The sequence below is a fragment of the Gammaproteobacteria bacterium genome (genome assembly GCA_009838035.1).
GTDB lineage: Bacteria > Pseudomonadota > Gammaproteobacteria > Steroidobacterales > Foliamicaceae > Foliamicus.
In genome coordinates this window covers 128,653-143,242 of record VXSK01000004.1, presented here as the reverse complement: position 1 = coordinate 143,242, position 14,590 = coordinate 128,653, and the positions used below count along the sequence as shown (strand labels likewise).

Below are 14,590 nucleotides of genomic sequence, written 5' to 3'. Positions count from 1 at the left end.
GTGTCGTCCCCGGACGCTACACGACATGCACCGCGATGCGGTGGCAGGCGTTATTGAGGTATCCCTTCGGGTTCCAGCCGGGCACGATCATCGGCTGCGAACGGTCCCTTTCGTCAACGGCGCGCGCCCAGACCTCATAGTAGCCGCGGGACGGAAAGCTTGCGGCAAAATCCCAATTCGCCCAGGCGCCTTGATTGGACGGGGGCCAGAGTGTGGCGCGGCGCCATCTGCGCCCAAAATCGATGGACACCCACAAACTGCGCACGGTGCGATCGCCGGCCCATGCATGTCCGTGGACGTTCAGCAGATGGCCAAAGGGGTGCCGTATGCCGCTCGGCGGATCGGTGATCAGAGACTTGACCGGCATCGCCCCGATGATGCACATGTCCTCGGCGGCCACTACGGCGCCCGGCTCCACCGGTTCGCACGGCATGCGATAGGAGTGGCCACCCATCTTGGGGCCGTCGTGGACTATGTTCCGGACCGAGATTCCGGTCAGCCATTTGCCCGAGGTTGATCCCGGCCAGCCACCGAACACGAGACGCAAGGGGCTGCCGTTCATCGGGTGCAGAGGTTGGCCGTTCATGCCCCAGGCGATCATGGCGTCCCGCCGAAGGGCCTTGGCAATCGGCACGCCCCGCGAAATCGGCACGCCTGCATCCGGGCCCGCCAGGTGGGTATCGGCTCCCCAGTACGCAACGTACTCCGCGTCCCGGGCGATGCCGCAGTCCGCCAGAACATCTCGCAACAGCACGCCGTTCCACTCGGGGCAACCGACGGTGCCCAGAGTCCACTGAGTTCCCGGAACCGGCGGGTCGTATCCCACCCTGCCATTGCCGGCGCACTCCAGGACGAGCTGCCGGCGTACTTGGGCAAATCTGCGCTTCAGGCCCCCGATGGTGTAGCGGAGCGGGCGCAGCACCGACTCGCCTGAGACGGTAAGTGACCACGTCCGGTTTAGCGTGGCCTCATCAGGCGGCAGGCCATTGTTGCGGACGAACAGGCGCTCGGACGGCGTTACGTCGTCGTTCAGCAGGTGAGGGGGCGTCTCGGCGCTCAGCGGCCGATCGTTCAGCACCGTTAGCCCATCCTTGCCTTCGATATGGAACGGTTCCCTGGAATTGGCCAGCTGCGCGGGAATGAGGCCCAGCGGCATGTGCCGGGCATGGACGATCCGTGCGCCGAGTACCGCGGACATGGCGCCGATGTTGGCAAGCAGGGCACGGCGCGTTTGCCGTCCCAAACCTCGCCCCCAGAGTTCGCGGTCGGCCCGTTTCGGATCCTCCGCGAAAAACTCGTGAATCCCCCGCTCACGCCTCATGCCCGGACTCGCCCCCTGGTGTTTTGTCTGAGCTTCAAACTCAGTGCTGGCGGCGCTGCGGCAGGAATCCGGTCGCCAGGAAAACGACGACGAAGACGACGAGCACCGTCCACATGGCCGCCGAATACTCCAGCGGTTTGAGCCAGACCTCGTCGTAGAACCCGTAGCGCGGCGCCAGCTCGCCGAAGGGGACCCAGAAGACGGCCTTGGTGGGAATGGCGTAACGGATGGCGGCCATCACGCGGGTGAATTTCATCAGCCGCCACAGCAGCCAGCATCCCCAGACCGCCAGGACGGCGGCAATGCCGTAGGTCACCGGATGGCCGTAGCCGAGGAAGCGGGCATCGCCCAGAAACAGCGAGGCGCCGTAGAAGAACCAGGTCACGTAGAGCGTTTCCAGGAAGGTAATGCGGCAGATATTGCGCCCCTGCCCCGGCTCGCGTTCGCCGAGATTGAGGCGGCCCTTCTTCTGGATCCAGTAAAAGGCATTGCAGCGCGTGTTCTTGTTGAACACGAAGAACAGCAGCGTCGCCACGCAGATGCCGAAGGAACCCTGGATGTAGAGCAGATGCGCGGGCCACTTCACGCCGGGCCCCACCTCCGGCATGGGCAGATTGAGTGAAACCTCGTTGAACTTGAAGGAATACGAGGCCCAGCCGATCCAGATCAGCATGCCGGCCGCAAACCCGAGCAGAGTGCCGCTGACTTCGTCGTTGCGCTTGATTCCAATCAGCAGGAGAGCCGCGGCAACGGCGCCCACGCCGATAAACAGTCCGCCGGCGTTCTCGTAGCCGATCAGGTCCCGCACCAGGATCACGAAGGAATGGGCCAGCGGCAATGCCAGCAGAACGGCGAAAAAGGCGATTACGCCGATAAACGGCGGGCGATAGTAGCGCCGCCAGAACGATTGTCTTGCGTTGGCGGCTCGGGTGTCAGCCATCGTTCGTCTCCTCGCGAGAGCGCCGCAGGATTCTGTCGCCCAGCAGGCGTCCGACACCGGCCAGGAAACAGCCCATATATTGCACCTTGCTGAGCTCCACCCGTTCCGCCAGCGGGTCGCGGCGGCGCAGTTCGGCGCAAAGCTTGTCGGCGATGGCCACGATCGCCGCTGCTTCCATGCCGAAACGAAGGTTGCGAAGTTGCCCGGGCAGCGTCCTGGCCAGCACCAGCAGTTCGCCGGTCGCATCCAGGCACCGATCCATTACCTGTCTCAAGGCCGGCGTGGAGCGCGTTCCGGTGAGATCTTCAACCCTGCCGCCGGCTTCGTTCATCCAGCGCTGCGGCAGGTATACCCGGTTCAGGGCTCTGTAGTCGTCCGCGCAATCCTGCAGATGATTGAGCACCTGCAACGCGTTGCAGAGGGCGTCGGACGCGGGGTACGCGCTGGCCGGCTGACCGTGCAGGTCCACCAGGTAGCGCCCCACGGGGGCCGCCGAGAAATTGCAATAGCCGATCAGATCGTCCCAGTCGTCGTAGCGCAACTGGGTTGCGTCCTGCTTGAACGCGCGCGTCAGGTCAACGCAATGCCGGTGCGTGACTCCGGTCTCCCTGAGGCTGCGGCGGATATCGTGCGCCTTCTGCAAAGCGGGGTCGCCGCTGCCGTTTCCCGCCACGGCCCGCGCGAACCGGTCCAAGCGCCCAATTTTTTCCTGCGGCTCAAGGTCGGGATCGTCGGCGATATCGTCGATCGCGCGCGCGTAGGCATAAAAGGACGCAATATGCCCGCGCAGCCGTGCGGGCAGCAGCCACGAGCCGACCGGAAAGTTCTCGTCCCCCGCACCCTTGCCCGAGGGACGCTCAACGGCGGAGACCCGATGCAGTTCTTTCTCCCGATTCAGACCGGTGCGCATGGCGGATTGCAAGTATAGGCTCGGCAATTCCGGCGCGATGCCGGTATGATGGGAATATAATGAGATTTCAAACGACAAACGGGCCGTACAAGCTAAGGGGGTAAGCTTGAACCAAGTCAGGATCGCACATCAATCGATGACTAGGCCTGCCGACCCGGTTCTGGAAAACGTATCGCCTGCGGCGCACGCAAATCGCGTGGTCAGGCAGTCGGGAACTTCGTTCTACTGGGCCATGAGGTTGCTACCGGAGGAACGGCGACAGGCCATGTACGCAGTCTATGCGTTTTGCCGCGAGGTCGACGACATCGCCGATTCGCCCGGCGAATCAGCGGACAAGTTGCGGGCGCTCGACGGTTGGCGGAATGAAATAGACCTGCTCTACAGGGGACGACCCGAGCGCCTTACTTCGCAGGCCCTGCTGGAACCGGTCGATCGATTCGACCTGCCGCAAGAGGAGTTTCAGGCCATTATCGATGGCATGGAAATCGATGCGGCTCCCCGGGTGCGCATACGGTCGGTGGACGGCCTGCTCGACTATTGCCGGAAAGTCGCGGGCGCCGTGGGCATGCTCTCGATCCGGGTCTTCGGCATGCCTCAGAAGCCGGGCCCGCGAATTGCCGTGGCCCTCGGCAACGCCTTGCAGCTCACCAATATCCTGCGGGACGTGAAGTCGGACGCGGCCAGGAATCGTCTCTACATTCCTTCGGAAACGCTGCAGAAATACAGCGTGGACGAAAGATCGCTGTCGCGCATCATCGTTCATCCGTCCTTCGCCGGCGCCTGCCTGGAGGTGTCTAGACTCGCCCGGCGCTACTATCTCGAAACCGAGTGGCTTCTGAAGGGCCTGCGGCGGGGCCTGATGCGCCCTGCCGTAATCATGATGGAAACCTACCAGGAAACTCTGAATCTGCTCGAAACACGCGGCTGGAAGAAGATTGCCGATCCGGTGTCGCTCAAGAGTTGGCGAAAGATCTGGCTGGCGCTGCGGCATGGGATCTTCTAGCGGCCAATCGGGCGCGGTTCATGTTGTCGGTGCTGGACTAGCCGGACTTTCAGCGGCAGTTTCCCTGGCGGCCGACGGACGGCAAGTCACGATATACGAGGCCGCCGCACAGGCCGGCGGACGCTGCCGTTCCTATGAGGACGCCCGGCTTGGATGCCGGATCGACAACGGCAACCACCTGCTGCTCAGCGGCAACACGGCAACCCGACGTTATCTGAACGCGACCGGCGCCGGCAACGCCCTGATCGGGCCTGCCCGGGCCTCTTTCCCCTTTCTCGACGTTCGCACCGGCCGGCGGTGGTCCTTTCGGCCGGGCGCCGGAACAATCCCGTGGTGGATCTTCGACAAAAGGCGGCGGGTACCGGGTGCGCCCGCCTGGCGTTATCTTTCGGCGCTTCGGTTCGCTTTCGCCGGACCGGAAAGCACCGTTCGGCAAACGGTGGGAAACAGCGGTGTTCTGTTCGAGCGACTGTGGGAACCGCTGGCGGTCGCGGCGTTGAATACGTCCGCCAATACGGGAGCCGCGCGCCTGCTGTGGCCGGTATTGCGCGAAACCTTCGCCAGGGGCGAGGCAGGCTGCCGGCCTCTCGTGGCAAGGGACGGCCTGTCCGAGGCGTTCGTGGAACCCGCACTTCGCATGTTGCGGGAAAACGGCGCGGGCGTTCGGTTCAAGACGCGGTTGCAGGCGATCGGCTACCGGAACGGCCGCGCGCGCGAACTGCGCTTCGGCGACGAAACAACCGCACTCAAGGAAGACGACAGCGTCGTTCTGGCGGTGCCGCCGGCGGCGGCAGCAGCGCTGGTCCCGGGATTGACCGTACCCGAGCAAAGCAATCCCATCGTCAACGTCCATTTTCTGCTGTCGCGCCCGGCAGATCTCGCACCGGAACTTCCGTTTCTCGGCCTGATCGGCGGAACAGCCCAGTGGCTCTTCGTTCGCGGCCATATTGCTTCCGTAACGGTAAGCGCCGGCAGCGACCTGGTGCACGAAACCGCCGAGGTGCTTGCCGAAAGGACCTGGCACGACGTGGCGACGGCGCTGGAGCTTGATCCGAAGGTCCTGCCCGGCTACCGCGTGGTCAAGGAGAAACGGGCCACGATTGCGCAAACGCCCTCGCAGGTCCGGCGCCGGCCCGCCACGGAATGCGGCTACCGGAACCTTTTCCTGGCCGGAGACTGGATCGACACGGGGCTGCCGGCCACCATCGAAAGCGCCATCCGCTCCGGCGAAAGCGCAGCCCGCAACGTGTGCGCAGGAGGCCCCCTCAAGGCTTGACCGACCATCCCGGTAGGGTCGTAATATAGCGCGGTCATGGACAAGCGAACGGCAACCTTTTCACTTGTGGTCTGCGCCGGTTTGGTCGCGGGTGCAACTGCGATGGCGCAGACGACCTATTACGAAGGCGAGGACCGCGAGCATTACGTCGGCAATGCCGGATCCTTCTATCCCCAGTTCGACATCGGCAGCACCGCGCCGCCGGAAGTGACGGCGGCGATCGAGTCGCTGGTGACGGACTTTGCCGGTCGCTGGCGCGCGAAAACCTGGCCGACGGTCAAGGATCTTTTCAGTCCCGACGACGAACCCTACGTGCTGCTCGCCCATCAGCCGGACTGGCTGGTCGGCTGGGACGAACTCAACGGCTACTTCTCCAGGAAGCCGACAATGCCCGTGAAGAGCGTTCCCGGCGAGGCTCCGCCGGGCCTGCGGGAAATCGAGGCCAGCCATTACGAGTCCCGCGCCGAAAACGACCTGGCGGAAATGATGTACACGCCGGACCGCATCCGGGTGCGCATGATTGACGACGGTCTCGCCCTGGCGATCTGGTACGTGGATTTCCAGTTCAAGCCCCGGTTCGGGTCGGCCAAGGGTGAACACTTCAAGGCCAATGCCGTGTTCCGCAACACCGCCGACGGCTGGAAGTTCATCCACTACGGCGAAGCCCCCATGTCCGCCATCATGTACATGGAGCGGCTGTACCGCAGCCAGGTCAGCCAGGAGTTTCTCGACCTGTTGTCAACCGGGCAGCGGCAACGATGAGACCGGCCTTGCTCGTTTTGCTTGCGGCGGTTCTTCCGGCGACACTGTCCGCCCAGTCCATACTGCACGAAGAGACCACCGCCCCGCCCGAGGTGGCCGGCGCCATCGAGGACCTGGTGCTCGAATGGGCCGACAAGTTCAACCGGGGCGACTGGGTCCGGATCCACGACACCTGGGACCCCGACGAGGAAGCACCCTATTACCTGGGCGAGGAAAGAGACCGCTGGATCATGGGCAAGGAAGGTCTCTACAGCTATTTCAATCCGCCCGCCTTTGCCCTCTCGCTGATGGAAAGCGTCAGTATCGTGCCGTACCGGCTGAGGGTGCGGCAGGTCTCGGATACCATCGTCATCGCCACCTGGGACAACCGCCTCGACCTGAAGGCGCGCGCCCGCCCGGCGATCAACGACGACTACCGCGTGAATGCGGTCTTCCGCAAAAAGCCCGAGGGCTGGATGTTCATTCACTACGCTGAATTGGCCTGGTCTGCGCTGACCTACATGGAACATCTCTACCGCAAGTCGGTCTCGCCGGGGTTCCCGGAAAACGCCATGCCGTACGATCGCCGCAGTCGCCCCGCGCGCGAAGATACAACGCAGAACTAAGTGGCGCGCACGGAAGACCGAATCCCAACGCGGGATTCAGCAACTCATGAATGAATTTTCATTGCATCCCGGCAACAAGGCCGGCATCCACGAGGCCCTGGGGGCGCTTGCCGCGGCCGAAGGGAAAGCGCTCGACGAGACCGTAGAGCGCATCTATCACCCCGAAGCCCGCTGGTACGGCTCCCATCCAATCAATGAGCTTGAGGGAACCGACGCCATCAAGGACGTCTGGCAAACCCTGCGCCGCTCCTTTCCCGATATGGAGCGGCGCGACTCGATCTTTCTCGTGGGCGAATCAGGCACCAAGCAGTACGCCGCGGCGGTCGGTATCTACCAGTCCAACTTCGTGGCCGACTGGCTTGGCGTGCCGGCAACGCATGGCGTGGCGCACCTGCGTTATGGCGAAGTGCATGAACTCGTCGAGGGCAGGATATGCCAGACGTATGCCCTTTGGGACCTCCTGGATCTTCTGCGTCAGACGGGCATCTGGCCGATCGCACCCAGCCTGGGAGCCGAGGTGGCGTGGCCCGCGCCCGCCACGGCCGACGGCGTGCGGCTGGGCGAGGAAGACCCGGAACAAAGCGCCAGCAGCATCGCGCTGGTGCAGGCGATGCACCAGGGGCTGTTCCGGTTTGACCAAAAGGACCTGGACAGCATGCAGCAGCATAAGTACTGGACCCGGAATTTTCTCTGGTACGGCCCGGCCGGCATCGGCACGGCCAGGGGAATGGAAGGATACCGGGCGCACCACCAAGCGCCTTTCCTCAGAGCGTTTCCCGACCGCGGCGGCGCGGGGCATTTCATCGACATGGGATGCGGCAGCTATGCGGTCACCGGCGGCTGGCCGAGCGTCCAGGCGACCCACAACGGGCCCGGCTGGCTGGGCCTGGCGGCCACCGGAAAGCGCGTGACCATGCGCGTCATGGACTTCTATCGCATCGAGAACGGCCTGATCGCCGAAAACTGGATCCCGATCGACATCATCGAGGCGCTGCTGCAGCTCGGCACGGACGTGCTGGAGCGCGTGGCGCACCTGCGGGGCAGGCCGAACGTCAGGGTGTGAAGCTACAGCTTGCGGCCGAGCTTTGCGGCGAGGCGCAGGCGCAGGGCGTTGAGGCGGATGAAGCCCGTGGCGTCGCCCTGGCTGTAGGCGCCGCGGTCGTCCTCGAAGGTCGCCATGCTCTCGTCGAACAGGCTGTCGGGCGAGCGGCGGCCGAGCACGGTTACGGAACCCTTGTAGAGCTTCAGTCGCACGAGGCCGTTTACGGGTTCCTGCGATTGGTCGATCAGGGCCTGTAGCGCCTTGCGCTCCGGGGACCACCAGTAGCCGTTGTAGATCAGTTTGGCGTAGCGCGGCATCAACTCGTCCTTGAGGTGGGCCACTTCGCGGTCGAGCGTGACGGACTCGATCGCGCGGTGCGCTTTCAGCAGGATCGTGCCGCCCGGAGTCTCGTAGCAGCCGCGCGACTTCATGCCCACGTAGCGGTTCTCGACCAGGTCCTGACGCCCCACTCCATGCGCTCCGCCCAGTTCGTTCAGGCGCGCCAGCAAGCTCGCGGGGCTCAGGCGCCCGCCGTCCAGCGCCACCGGATCGCCGTGGGCGAATTCGATCTCCACAAGCCGCGGCTCATCCGGCGCCGCTTCGGGAGACACGGTCCAGCGCCACATGCGCTCATCGGGCTCGCTCCAGGGGTCTTCCAAATCGCCGCCCTCGTAGGAAATGTGCAGCAGGTTGGCGTCCATGGAATACGGCGACTGGTCCTGCTGCTCGAAATCCACGGGTATGTCGTGTTCCCGGCAATAGGCCAGCAGTTTCTCCCGGGAGTTCAGGTCCCACTCCCGCCAGGGCGCGATCACGTTGATGTCGGGATTCAGCGCATAAGCTCCCAGTTCGAAACGCACCTGGTCATTGCCCTTTCCCGTGGCGCCGTGGGCGATGGCGTCCGCGCCGGTTTCCTCCGCGATTTCCACCAGGCGCCTGGCGATCAGCGGACGGGCGATGGCGGTGCCCAGCAGGTACTCCCCTTCATACAGCGCATTGGCGCGGAACATGGGAAACACGTAGTCGCGGACAAACGTCTCCCTGAGGTCTTCGACGTGGATTTCCTCCACGCCCATCGACTTCGCCTTGGCGCGCGCCGGCTCGACCTCCCCGCCCTGGCCGATGTCGGCGGTAAAGGTCACCACCTCGGCGCGGCGGGATTCCTGGAGCCACCTGCATATCACCGACGTGTCCAGCCCCCCGGAGTAAGCCAGCACTACCTTTTGCGCGCGCACCATCGCCGAACGCCAGCTGCCGTTCCGTCAAGCGGAATGGCGATTCAGCCGGATTACCAGCGGGCCTTTTCCTTGAATTGCTGGTAGGCCTCGTCGAGCCCTTCCGGCAGGTAGTCCAGGAACGCGCCCGGGGCGTAGCGGGACTTGTAGTCGTCCAGCACATGCGAGTAAAGCTCGGCGTGGAAATCCGGAATCCGGTGCCGGCTGCGGAAGTCGGCCATCGGAATCCGGTAGTTGATCAGTTCCTCGTGATGGCCCTCCACCTCGGCAAGGATCTTTCCATCGGGGCCGATAATCACGCTGCCCCCGCCGCCCGCGGTCTCGAAGAAGCTCTTGTTGCCTGGCGATACGGCGTTGTTCGACAGCGCGCCGTACACCTTGTTCGACTGGCAGACGTTGCGCATGTCCAGGTGGTTGTATCCGCCCGTTGACGTCCGGATGATGATCTCGGCGCCCTTGATCGCCATGGCCCGGTAGAGTTCCGGCTCCATCTTGCAGGGCGAGATGCAGACGTTGCCCACCGAGGTCTGCGCCACCGGGATAACGGCGTCCCAGCCGTACATTTCGACGTAGCGCTCCAGCACCTCGTAGACGGAAGTGGTGAAGAGCTCGAAGCCCACGAACACGCCATGGATGTTGCGCGCCTTCCACTGCTCGGAAACGATCTTGCCGTCCGGTCCGATCACCACCGCCACGCTCATGATGTGGCGCGGCCAGTCCTTGTACTGCGCATAGGTGCCGAAGGAGATGTAGCAATTGTGCTCGCGGGCCTTGGCGCCGATGGCTTCGGTTTCCTCGCCCGGCAGTTCCGGGGCGAAGCTGAGTATCTCGGAGCGCGTCCAGCGGTCCCAGCCGGTCAGCGGGAACTCGTGAAAGGCCAGGAAGTCCTTGTGGCCGCCGTAGTACTGCGCCCGGTCTATCAACCACAGCATGTGGTCGAGGTTCTTCTTGAGCGTCTGCTTCGTATTGGCGGCATCGACGGGATGAACGCGCGACTGCACGACGCCGAAGTTCACGGTGTCGCTGCGCAGCGGCGCGGTGGGATAGGTGCCGTCCGTGCTGCCGGCGGTATCGTCCGCCGAAGCCTTCGAAGCGGTCAGCGCCGGCAATGCGGCCATTCCCGCCAGGGCGCCAGCGCCGCCCGACAGCAGGCTGCGACGTGTTATCTGGTTTGTCATTGTTTTTCCTCCATTTGGTTGGCGCGCTTCTCGTCCACGTACTTCTTGAACTCTTCGTAGAAGGTCGTTGTGTTCCGGGTGACCTCCTCCGGAGAACGCAGGTAGTCCGGATCGTTTTTTTCCATGTAGTCAAGCATGGCCGCGGGCAGGTCGGTGACTTTGGTCAGCTTCTTCCCGCGCGTTGACATCACCAGGCCGCCTGCCCAGCGTCCCATCTCCATCCACGGCGCCCACTGGCGGTTGGAGACCCAGCTTACGCTCGCGGGCGCGGCGCCCAGGTCCTGATTCTCCAGGTCGGCGCGCTTGACGTGGTGGTTATAGACCGCGGCGCCCTGGTAGTAGGGGCTTCCGACATAGGCCGGGTACTCCTCCATGCTCAGCGGCGATTCTCCGAAGAACATGAGGTCCCAATAGAAAGTCACGTCGCCCATGTGCTCGGTATACGTTTGCAGCGCCGATCCGCCTTCAGCCGGGTAGTCGAACCGGCCGTTCACGTTGATGTTCCGGATGTGAAATACCTGCACCTCGCGTTCGGTGAAGGGGTTGAACCAGCGATCCAGCACCTCGCCGGTGTCCGGGTCCTGGAAATACACGCATTCCCGGTTCAGCCAGTCGTACCCGTCCTCGTCCCTGACCGTCCTGGAGATAACGAGGGCGCTGGTTTTGAACAGCAGTTTGCTGCGCTGTCCCGGAACGAAGCTCCAAACCGCACCGGTGCTCCACAACGGCGCATCCGCCCCCGAAACATCCGAGCGCGCCTTGATGTACGCGTCCAGGTTGTCGCGTGGGTCCTCAAGATCCAGCGGCCGCCGGTTCGCGCTCTCGGCCACCGCCGCAGAACCGGCGACACCAGCGGCAGCCGCCGCCGTAATGAACGAGCGTCGCGTGCTATTACCCATGGTCCGATCCTCCTCTCCCTGTCAGTATGCCAATGGATTGCCAGGGGATTCGATGAATTTGCCGCTTTCTTCCAGGGTGAGGCGCGCGACCAGGCCGCGGAAGTCGCGGATCGCAGGTGTCAGTTCCAGCTTGGCGAATTCGCCGCCCATGCGGGTCTTCACCCAGCCGGGGCAGACGCTCACCACGGTGATGCCGCGATCGGCCAGGTCCCCCGACAGCAAACGCGTGACCATGTTCAGCGCGGCCTTGCTGGTGCGGTATGCATAGAGATCGCGCTGGGCCCGGCTGATCGAGCCTTCAATGGAGGAGAGCGCTACGAACTTGCGCTGCTCACTGCGGGCGATTTGCTCTACAAAGGATTCGGCGCATTTCAGGGGCGCCAGCGCGTTGACGCTCAGGACCTCTCGCACGATACCGTAGTCGATGTGCCCGAACGATTGCCTCAGATCGGACTCCGCGCCCGGCTTGGGTCCGAACAGGCCGGCGTTGCTGAGAAACACGTCGATCGTTTCGTCCCGCAACTCTTCCGCCAGTGCCGCGATTGCGTCAAAGTCCGAAACGTCGAGTCTGAACGCCTGCACGTTGTCCTGACCGGCCAGCTCCAGCAATTCTCCCGCCACGGCCGGATTGCGGTAGGTGGCCAGCACCCGCCATCCCTCGGCCGCATACTGGCGCGCAAACTCCAGGCCCAATCCGCGATTGGCGCCGGTGACCATTACGGTTGACGACATCTGATTCTCCCAACCCGCCTTCCGGGAGTCGAATCGTACACTTCCGAGCCGAATTCCGGAAACTCCTGCCGCGGCCCGCTGATAAAGTACGGGCCGATGAACGAGATACTGCAACCGCCCGGCTGGTCGAGCCCGAAAGGCTACGCCAACGGCGTCTCGGCTCGGGGCAGGCTGGTCTTCACGGCCGGCCAGATCGGCTGGGACACGCAGGGCAATTTCCCGGACACGCTGGCCGGGCAGGTGGAGCTGGCGCTAGCGAACGTGGTGGCGGTGCTGGCCGAGGCGGGGGCCGGGCCGGAACACCTGGTGCGGCTTACCTGGTTCATTATCGACCGGCGGGCATACCTGGACGCGCAGTCCGAGATCGGCGCGGCCTACCGGAGGGTGCTCGGCAGGCACTACCCGGCCATGAGCCTTGTTGAGGTCTCGGCGTTGGTCGAATCGAAAGCGCTGGTGGAAATCGAAGCCACCGCCGTGATCCCGGACTAGCCGGCGGGAGAGCAATCCCGTGGCAATGTGGCGTCCCGCCGAGCGCATCAAGTATGTCGCCGAACCCGGACGCTGGCCGACCCGCGAGGAAGCGCGGCAATCTCGCCTGTTTCAGCCGCTCGCACTGGGGCGCAACGGCCATTGCCGGCTCAACGAACGCACCTGGGTACCGGCGATGGTCCCCTGGCGCGCCACCGAAGACGGCATCGTTACGCCCGATATTCTCGACTGGTACCGGCGCTTCGCGGAAGGGCGTCCCGGAGCCATCGTTGTGGAGGCCACGGGTATCCGCGACATCCCCTCGGGACCGCTGCTGCGGATCGGCCACGACCGCTTCCTGCCCGGGCTGCGCACGCTGACCGAGACCGTTCGAAAAGCCAGCGGCGGCTATACGCGCCTGTTCATTCAGATCATCGACTTCCTGAGCATACGCAGGCGCCCCAAGCGCGAAAGATATCTTAATGAGTTTCTTAATATAACTTCTTATCATATTGATAAATTGAATTTATCTGAATCTGTTTCCGAGGCGGACGTCCGTGCTGCCCTGGTCGAGATGTCCGACGAGGAGCTCATCGAGGTGCTGGACGAGCGCGAATGGGAGGCGCTGCAGTACGGCGCCCGCGAGCGAGTGACCGACACGGAACTGCCGCACATCCGCGGCCTCCCCCGGAAGCTCCCCGGCCTGTTTGCGGACGCCGCCGAACGGGCAAGCGAGGCCGGCTTCGACGGCGTCGAACTGCACTACGCGCACGCCTACACAATGGCCTCTTTTCTGTCCTCGCTGAACACCCGCGCCGACGGTTACGGCGGCGACCTGGAAGGCCGGGTGCGCCTGCCCGGTGAAGTGTTCCAGGCCGTACGGCGCCGTGTAGGCGACGACTACGTTGTGGGCTGCCGGATGCTCACCGAGGACTGCCTGAACGGCGGCATGGAAACCGATGAGGCTGCATTCTTCGCCAGTCGGCTGGCGGCGCAGGGAATGGACTTCATCTCGCTTTCACGCGGGGGCAAGTTCGAGGACGCCAAACAGCCGAAGATCGGATGGGCCGCCTACCCCTACACCGGGCCCAGCGGCTACGAATGCATGCCCTCGTACTACTCCGACGCGAAGGGGCCGTTCGGACGCAACCTCCAGCCCGCGGCGCAGGTACGCGCCGCGATACGCGATGCGGGCCTGGACACGCCCACGGTCGCGGTTGGCGGCCTGCACAATTTCGAGCAGGCGGAGAAGGTGCTGGCCGACGGCGAAGGCGATATCGCCGGCCTGGCCCGCCAGGCGCTGGCGGATCCCGACTGGTTCGAAAAGGTCCGTTCGGGCCACGGGGATGAAGTGCGGCTTTGCCTCTACACCAACTACTGCGAGGCGCTCGACCAGCGCCACCGCCAGGTCACCTGCGAACTCTGGGACCGCGAAAACCTCGACGAACCCGGCGTAAAGATGTCCAAGGACGGCAAACGGCGCCTGATCGCTCCCCGTTGGCGCGAATAGCCTGCTTCACGGGCATTCAGCTTCATTGGTTCTGGGAACGGAGCACCAACCTCAATCTGCGCCTGCCAGACGTAGCCAGGCTTCCTCGTGCCAGTACCAAATGCGGGACGCCTTTTCAACAAAATAATCGTCGATTCCTTCGTGATCCAACGGAGGAGGATCAGGCACCCCATACGCCTTAAGTGCTTCATAGCAGCTTCGAATATATTCCGGGCTCGCTACGCCGAGCGCCCGTAAGAAACCAATCTCCCCGTCTCCTGTGCCTTGGAGATAGTTGGCGTCTGGCGCCGGTGCCAATTCCGCCACGTCCTGCTCCGACCCACCGCGAAACACCAGGATCGACGACACGCGTTCCCGCGAACAAAGTACCGCGATGTCGGTCTGATCAGATTGAGTGAAATGCCCTCGAACAACATTGCTTTTCCCGAGATCCGTGTGGAAGGCTTGTGGAATCGTGCAGCCTCTGGCGGTCAATTCCTCTTGAATCATGTGCGGGAGATCTTCGAACGCTTCCGGCGGGAGCCTCACCGTCTCTTCGTCCGCTTTCTCGAATTCCGCTATGGCAGGCACATATTGTCCCTGGGTGACCTGGACGGCTAGCGCCAATGTCAGTGACAGGCAAAGGCGCATGTGAGTCTTGATTCCCATAATCTCCTCTACGTCCCAAGGCCGGAGAGTGCGGCGTGCTTGAGAAACTCGCGCCGGTCCA

General features: G+C 63.8%; 15 protein-coding genes. 7 read left to right on the top strand and 8 right to left on the bottom strand.

The window, feature by feature from the left end:
- Nucleotides 1-16 precede the first annotated feature (16 nt).
- The 3 genes from F4Y72_04665 to hpnC are packed head-to-tail and all read right to left on the bottom strand — an operon-like array spanning nt 17 to nt 3,141.
- Nucleotides 17-1,321 (bottom strand): sulfite oxidase, encoded by a 1,305-nt coding sequence (locus tag F4Y72_04665; GenBank protein ID MXZ27579.1) that lies wholly within the window; start codon nt 1,319-1,321, stop codon nt 17-19.
- Nucleotides 1,322-1,361: 40 nt separating this feature from the next.
- Nucleotides 1,362-2,261 carry a hypothetical protein gene (locus F4Y72_04660; GenBank protein ID MXZ27578.1) on the bottom strand — a complete coding sequence of 300 codons (900 nt, stop codon included), beginning with the start codon at nt 2,259-2,261 and terminating at the stop codon, nt 1,362-1,364.
- Nucleotides 2,254-3,141, bottom strand: coding sequence for a squalene synthase HpnC (hpnC, locus tag F4Y72_04655; protein MXZ27577.1), 888 nt, complete (start codon nt 3,139-3,141; stop codon nt 2,254-2,256). The genes F4Y72_04660 and hpnC overlap by 8 nt, the downstream gene beginning before the upstream one ends.
- 166 nt (nt 3,142-3,307) lie before the next feature.
- Here hpnC and hpnD point away from each other — a divergent pair, with 166 nt between their 5' ends.
- The 5 genes from hpnD to F4Y72_04630 are packed head-to-tail and all read left to right on the top strand — an operon-like array spanning nt 3,308 to nt 7,880.
- Nucleotides 3,308-4,174 (top strand): presqualene diphosphate synthase HpnD, encoded by an 867-nt coding sequence (gene hpnD / locus F4Y72_04650; protein ID MXZ27576.1) that lies wholly within the window; start codon nt 3,308-3,310, stop codon nt 4,172-4,174.
- Nucleotides 4,161-5,450, top strand: a complete 1,290-nt coding sequence (locus F4Y72_04645; protein ID MXZ27575.1) for an NAD(P)-binding protein — start codon at nt 4,161-4,163, stop codon at nt 5,448-5,450. The genes hpnD and F4Y72_04645 overlap by 14 nt, the downstream gene beginning before the upstream one ends.
- 36 nt (nt 5,451-5,486) lie before the next feature.
- Complete coding sequence (locus F4Y72_04640) at nt 5,487-6,212, top strand: hypothetical protein (protein ID MXZ27574.1); 726 nt, start codon at nt 5,487-5,489, stop codon at nt 6,210-6,212.
- On the top strand, nt 6,209-6,817 hold the full coding sequence (locus tag F4Y72_04635) for a nuclear transport factor 2 family protein (GenBank protein ID MXZ27573.1): 609 nt from the start codon (nt 6,209-6,211) through the stop codon (nt 6,815-6,817). The genes F4Y72_04640 and F4Y72_04635 overlap by 4 nt, the downstream gene beginning before the upstream one ends.
- A 46-nt stretch (nt 6,818-6,863) precedes the next feature.
- Entirely contained in the window at nt 6,864-7,880 is a 1,017-nt protein-coding gene (locus tag F4Y72_04630; protein MXZ27572.1) for a hypothetical protein, read from the top strand.
- A 2-nt stretch (nt 7,881-7,882) separates the two neighbouring features.
- Here the strand turns inward: F4Y72_04630 and F4Y72_04625 are convergent, their stop codons facing one another.
- From F4Y72_04625 to F4Y72_04610, 4 genes are read right to left on the bottom strand one after another with little or no spacing between them, the layout of a single operon-like run.
- Nucleotides 7,883-9,097: an argininosuccinate synthase gene (locus tag F4Y72_04625; protein MXZ27571.1), complete on the bottom strand. Its 1,215-nt coding sequence runs from the start codon at nt 9,095-9,097 to the stop codon at nt 7,883-7,885.
- Between the two features lie 50 nt (nt 9,098-9,147).
- Entirely contained in the window at nt 9,148-10,272 is a 1,125-nt protein-coding gene (locus F4Y72_04620) for a hypothetical protein (protein MXZ27570.1), read from the bottom strand.
- Entirely contained in the window at nt 10,269-11,171 is a 903-nt protein-coding gene (locus F4Y72_04615; GenBank protein ID MXZ27569.1) for a DUF1838 domain-containing protein, read from the bottom strand. Before F4Y72_04615 ends, F4Y72_04620 begins: the two co-directional genes overlap by 4 nt.
- A gap of 21 nt (nt 11,172-11,192) precedes the next feature.
- Nucleotides 11,193-11,903: an SDR family oxidoreductase gene (locus tag F4Y72_04610; protein ID MXZ27568.1), complete on the bottom strand. Its 711-nt coding sequence runs from the start codon at nt 11,901-11,903 to the stop codon at nt 11,193-11,195.
- A 96-nt stretch (nt 11,904-11,999) separates the two neighbouring features.
- On the opposite strand from F4Y72_04610, the gene F4Y72_04605 reads away from it, so the two are divergent.
- Complete coding sequence (locus F4Y72_04605) at nt 12,000-12,392, top strand: RidA family protein (GenBank protein MXZ27567.1); 393 nt, start codon at nt 12,000-12,002, stop codon at nt 12,390-12,392.
- Between the two features lie 25 nt (nt 12,393-12,417).
- Nucleotides 12,418-13,881, top strand: coding sequence for an NADH:flavin oxidoreductase (locus F4Y72_04600; GenBank protein MXZ27566.1), 1,464 nt, complete (start codon nt 12,418-12,420; stop codon nt 13,879-13,881).
- 51 nt (nt 13,882-13,932) lie between these two features.
- On the opposite strand, the gene F4Y72_04595 is transcribed toward F4Y72_04600, so the two are convergent.
- Entirely contained in the window at nt 13,933-14,529 is a 597-nt protein-coding gene (locus F4Y72_04595) for a hypothetical protein (GenBank protein ID MXZ27565.1), read from the bottom strand.
- Nucleotides 14,530-14,590 lie beyond the last annotated feature (61 nt).

Bases quoted from the DNA above. Each gene is read 5' to 3' on its own strand.
- F4Y72_04665 (MXZ27579.1), bottom strand. From the start codon at position 1,321: ATGAGGCGTGAGCGGGGGATTCACGAGTTTTTCGCGGAGGATCCGAAA.
- F4Y72_04660 (MXZ27578.1), bottom strand. From the start codon at position 2,261: ATGGCTGACACCCGAGCCGCCAACGCAAGACAATCGTTCTGGCGGCGC.
- hpnD (MXZ27576.1), top strand. From the start codon at position 3,308: ATGACTAGGCCTGCCGACCCGGTTCTGGAAAACGTATCGCCTGCGGCG.
- F4Y72_04645 (MXZ27575.1), top strand. From the start codon at position 4,161: ATGGGATCTTCTAGCGGCCAATCGGGCGCGGTTCATGTTGTCGGTGCT.
- F4Y72_04640 (MXZ27574.1), top strand. From the start codon at position 5,487: ATGGACAAGCGAACGGCAACCTTTTCACTTGTGGTCTGCGCCGGTTTG.
- F4Y72_04635 (MXZ27573.1), top strand. From the start codon at position 6,209: ATGAGACCGGCCTTGCTCGTTTTGCTTGCGGCGGTTCTTCCGGCGACA.
- F4Y72_04630 (MXZ27572.1), top strand. From the start codon at position 6,864: ATGAATGAATTTTCATTGCATCCCGGCAACAAGGCCGGCATCCACGAG.
- F4Y72_04625 (MXZ27571.1), bottom strand. From the start codon at position 9,097: ATGGTGCGCGCGCAAAAGGTAGTGCTGGCTTACTCCGGGGGGCTGGAC.
- F4Y72_04620 (MXZ27570.1), bottom strand. From the start codon at position 10,272: ATGACAAACCAGATAACACGTCGCAGCCTGCTGTCGGGCGGCGCTGGC.
- F4Y72_04615 (MXZ27569.1), bottom strand. From the start codon at position 11,171: ATGGGTAATAGCACGCGACGCTCGTTCATTACGGCGGCGGCTGCCGCT.
- F4Y72_04610 (MXZ27568.1), bottom strand. From the start codon at position 11,903: ATGTCGTCAACCGTAATGGTCACCGGCGCCAATCGCGGATTGGGCCTG.
- F4Y72_04605 (MXZ27567.1), top strand. From the start codon at position 12,000: ATGAACGAGATACTGCAACCGCCCGGCTGGTCGAGCCCGAAAGGCTAC.
- F4Y72_04600 (MXZ27566.1), top strand. From the start codon at position 12,418: ATGTGGCGTCCCGCCGAGCGCATCAAGTATGTCGCCGAACCCGGACGC.
- F4Y72_04595 (MXZ27565.1), bottom strand. From the start codon at position 14,529: ATGGGAATCAAGACTCACATGCGCCTTTGCCTGTCACTGACATTGGCG.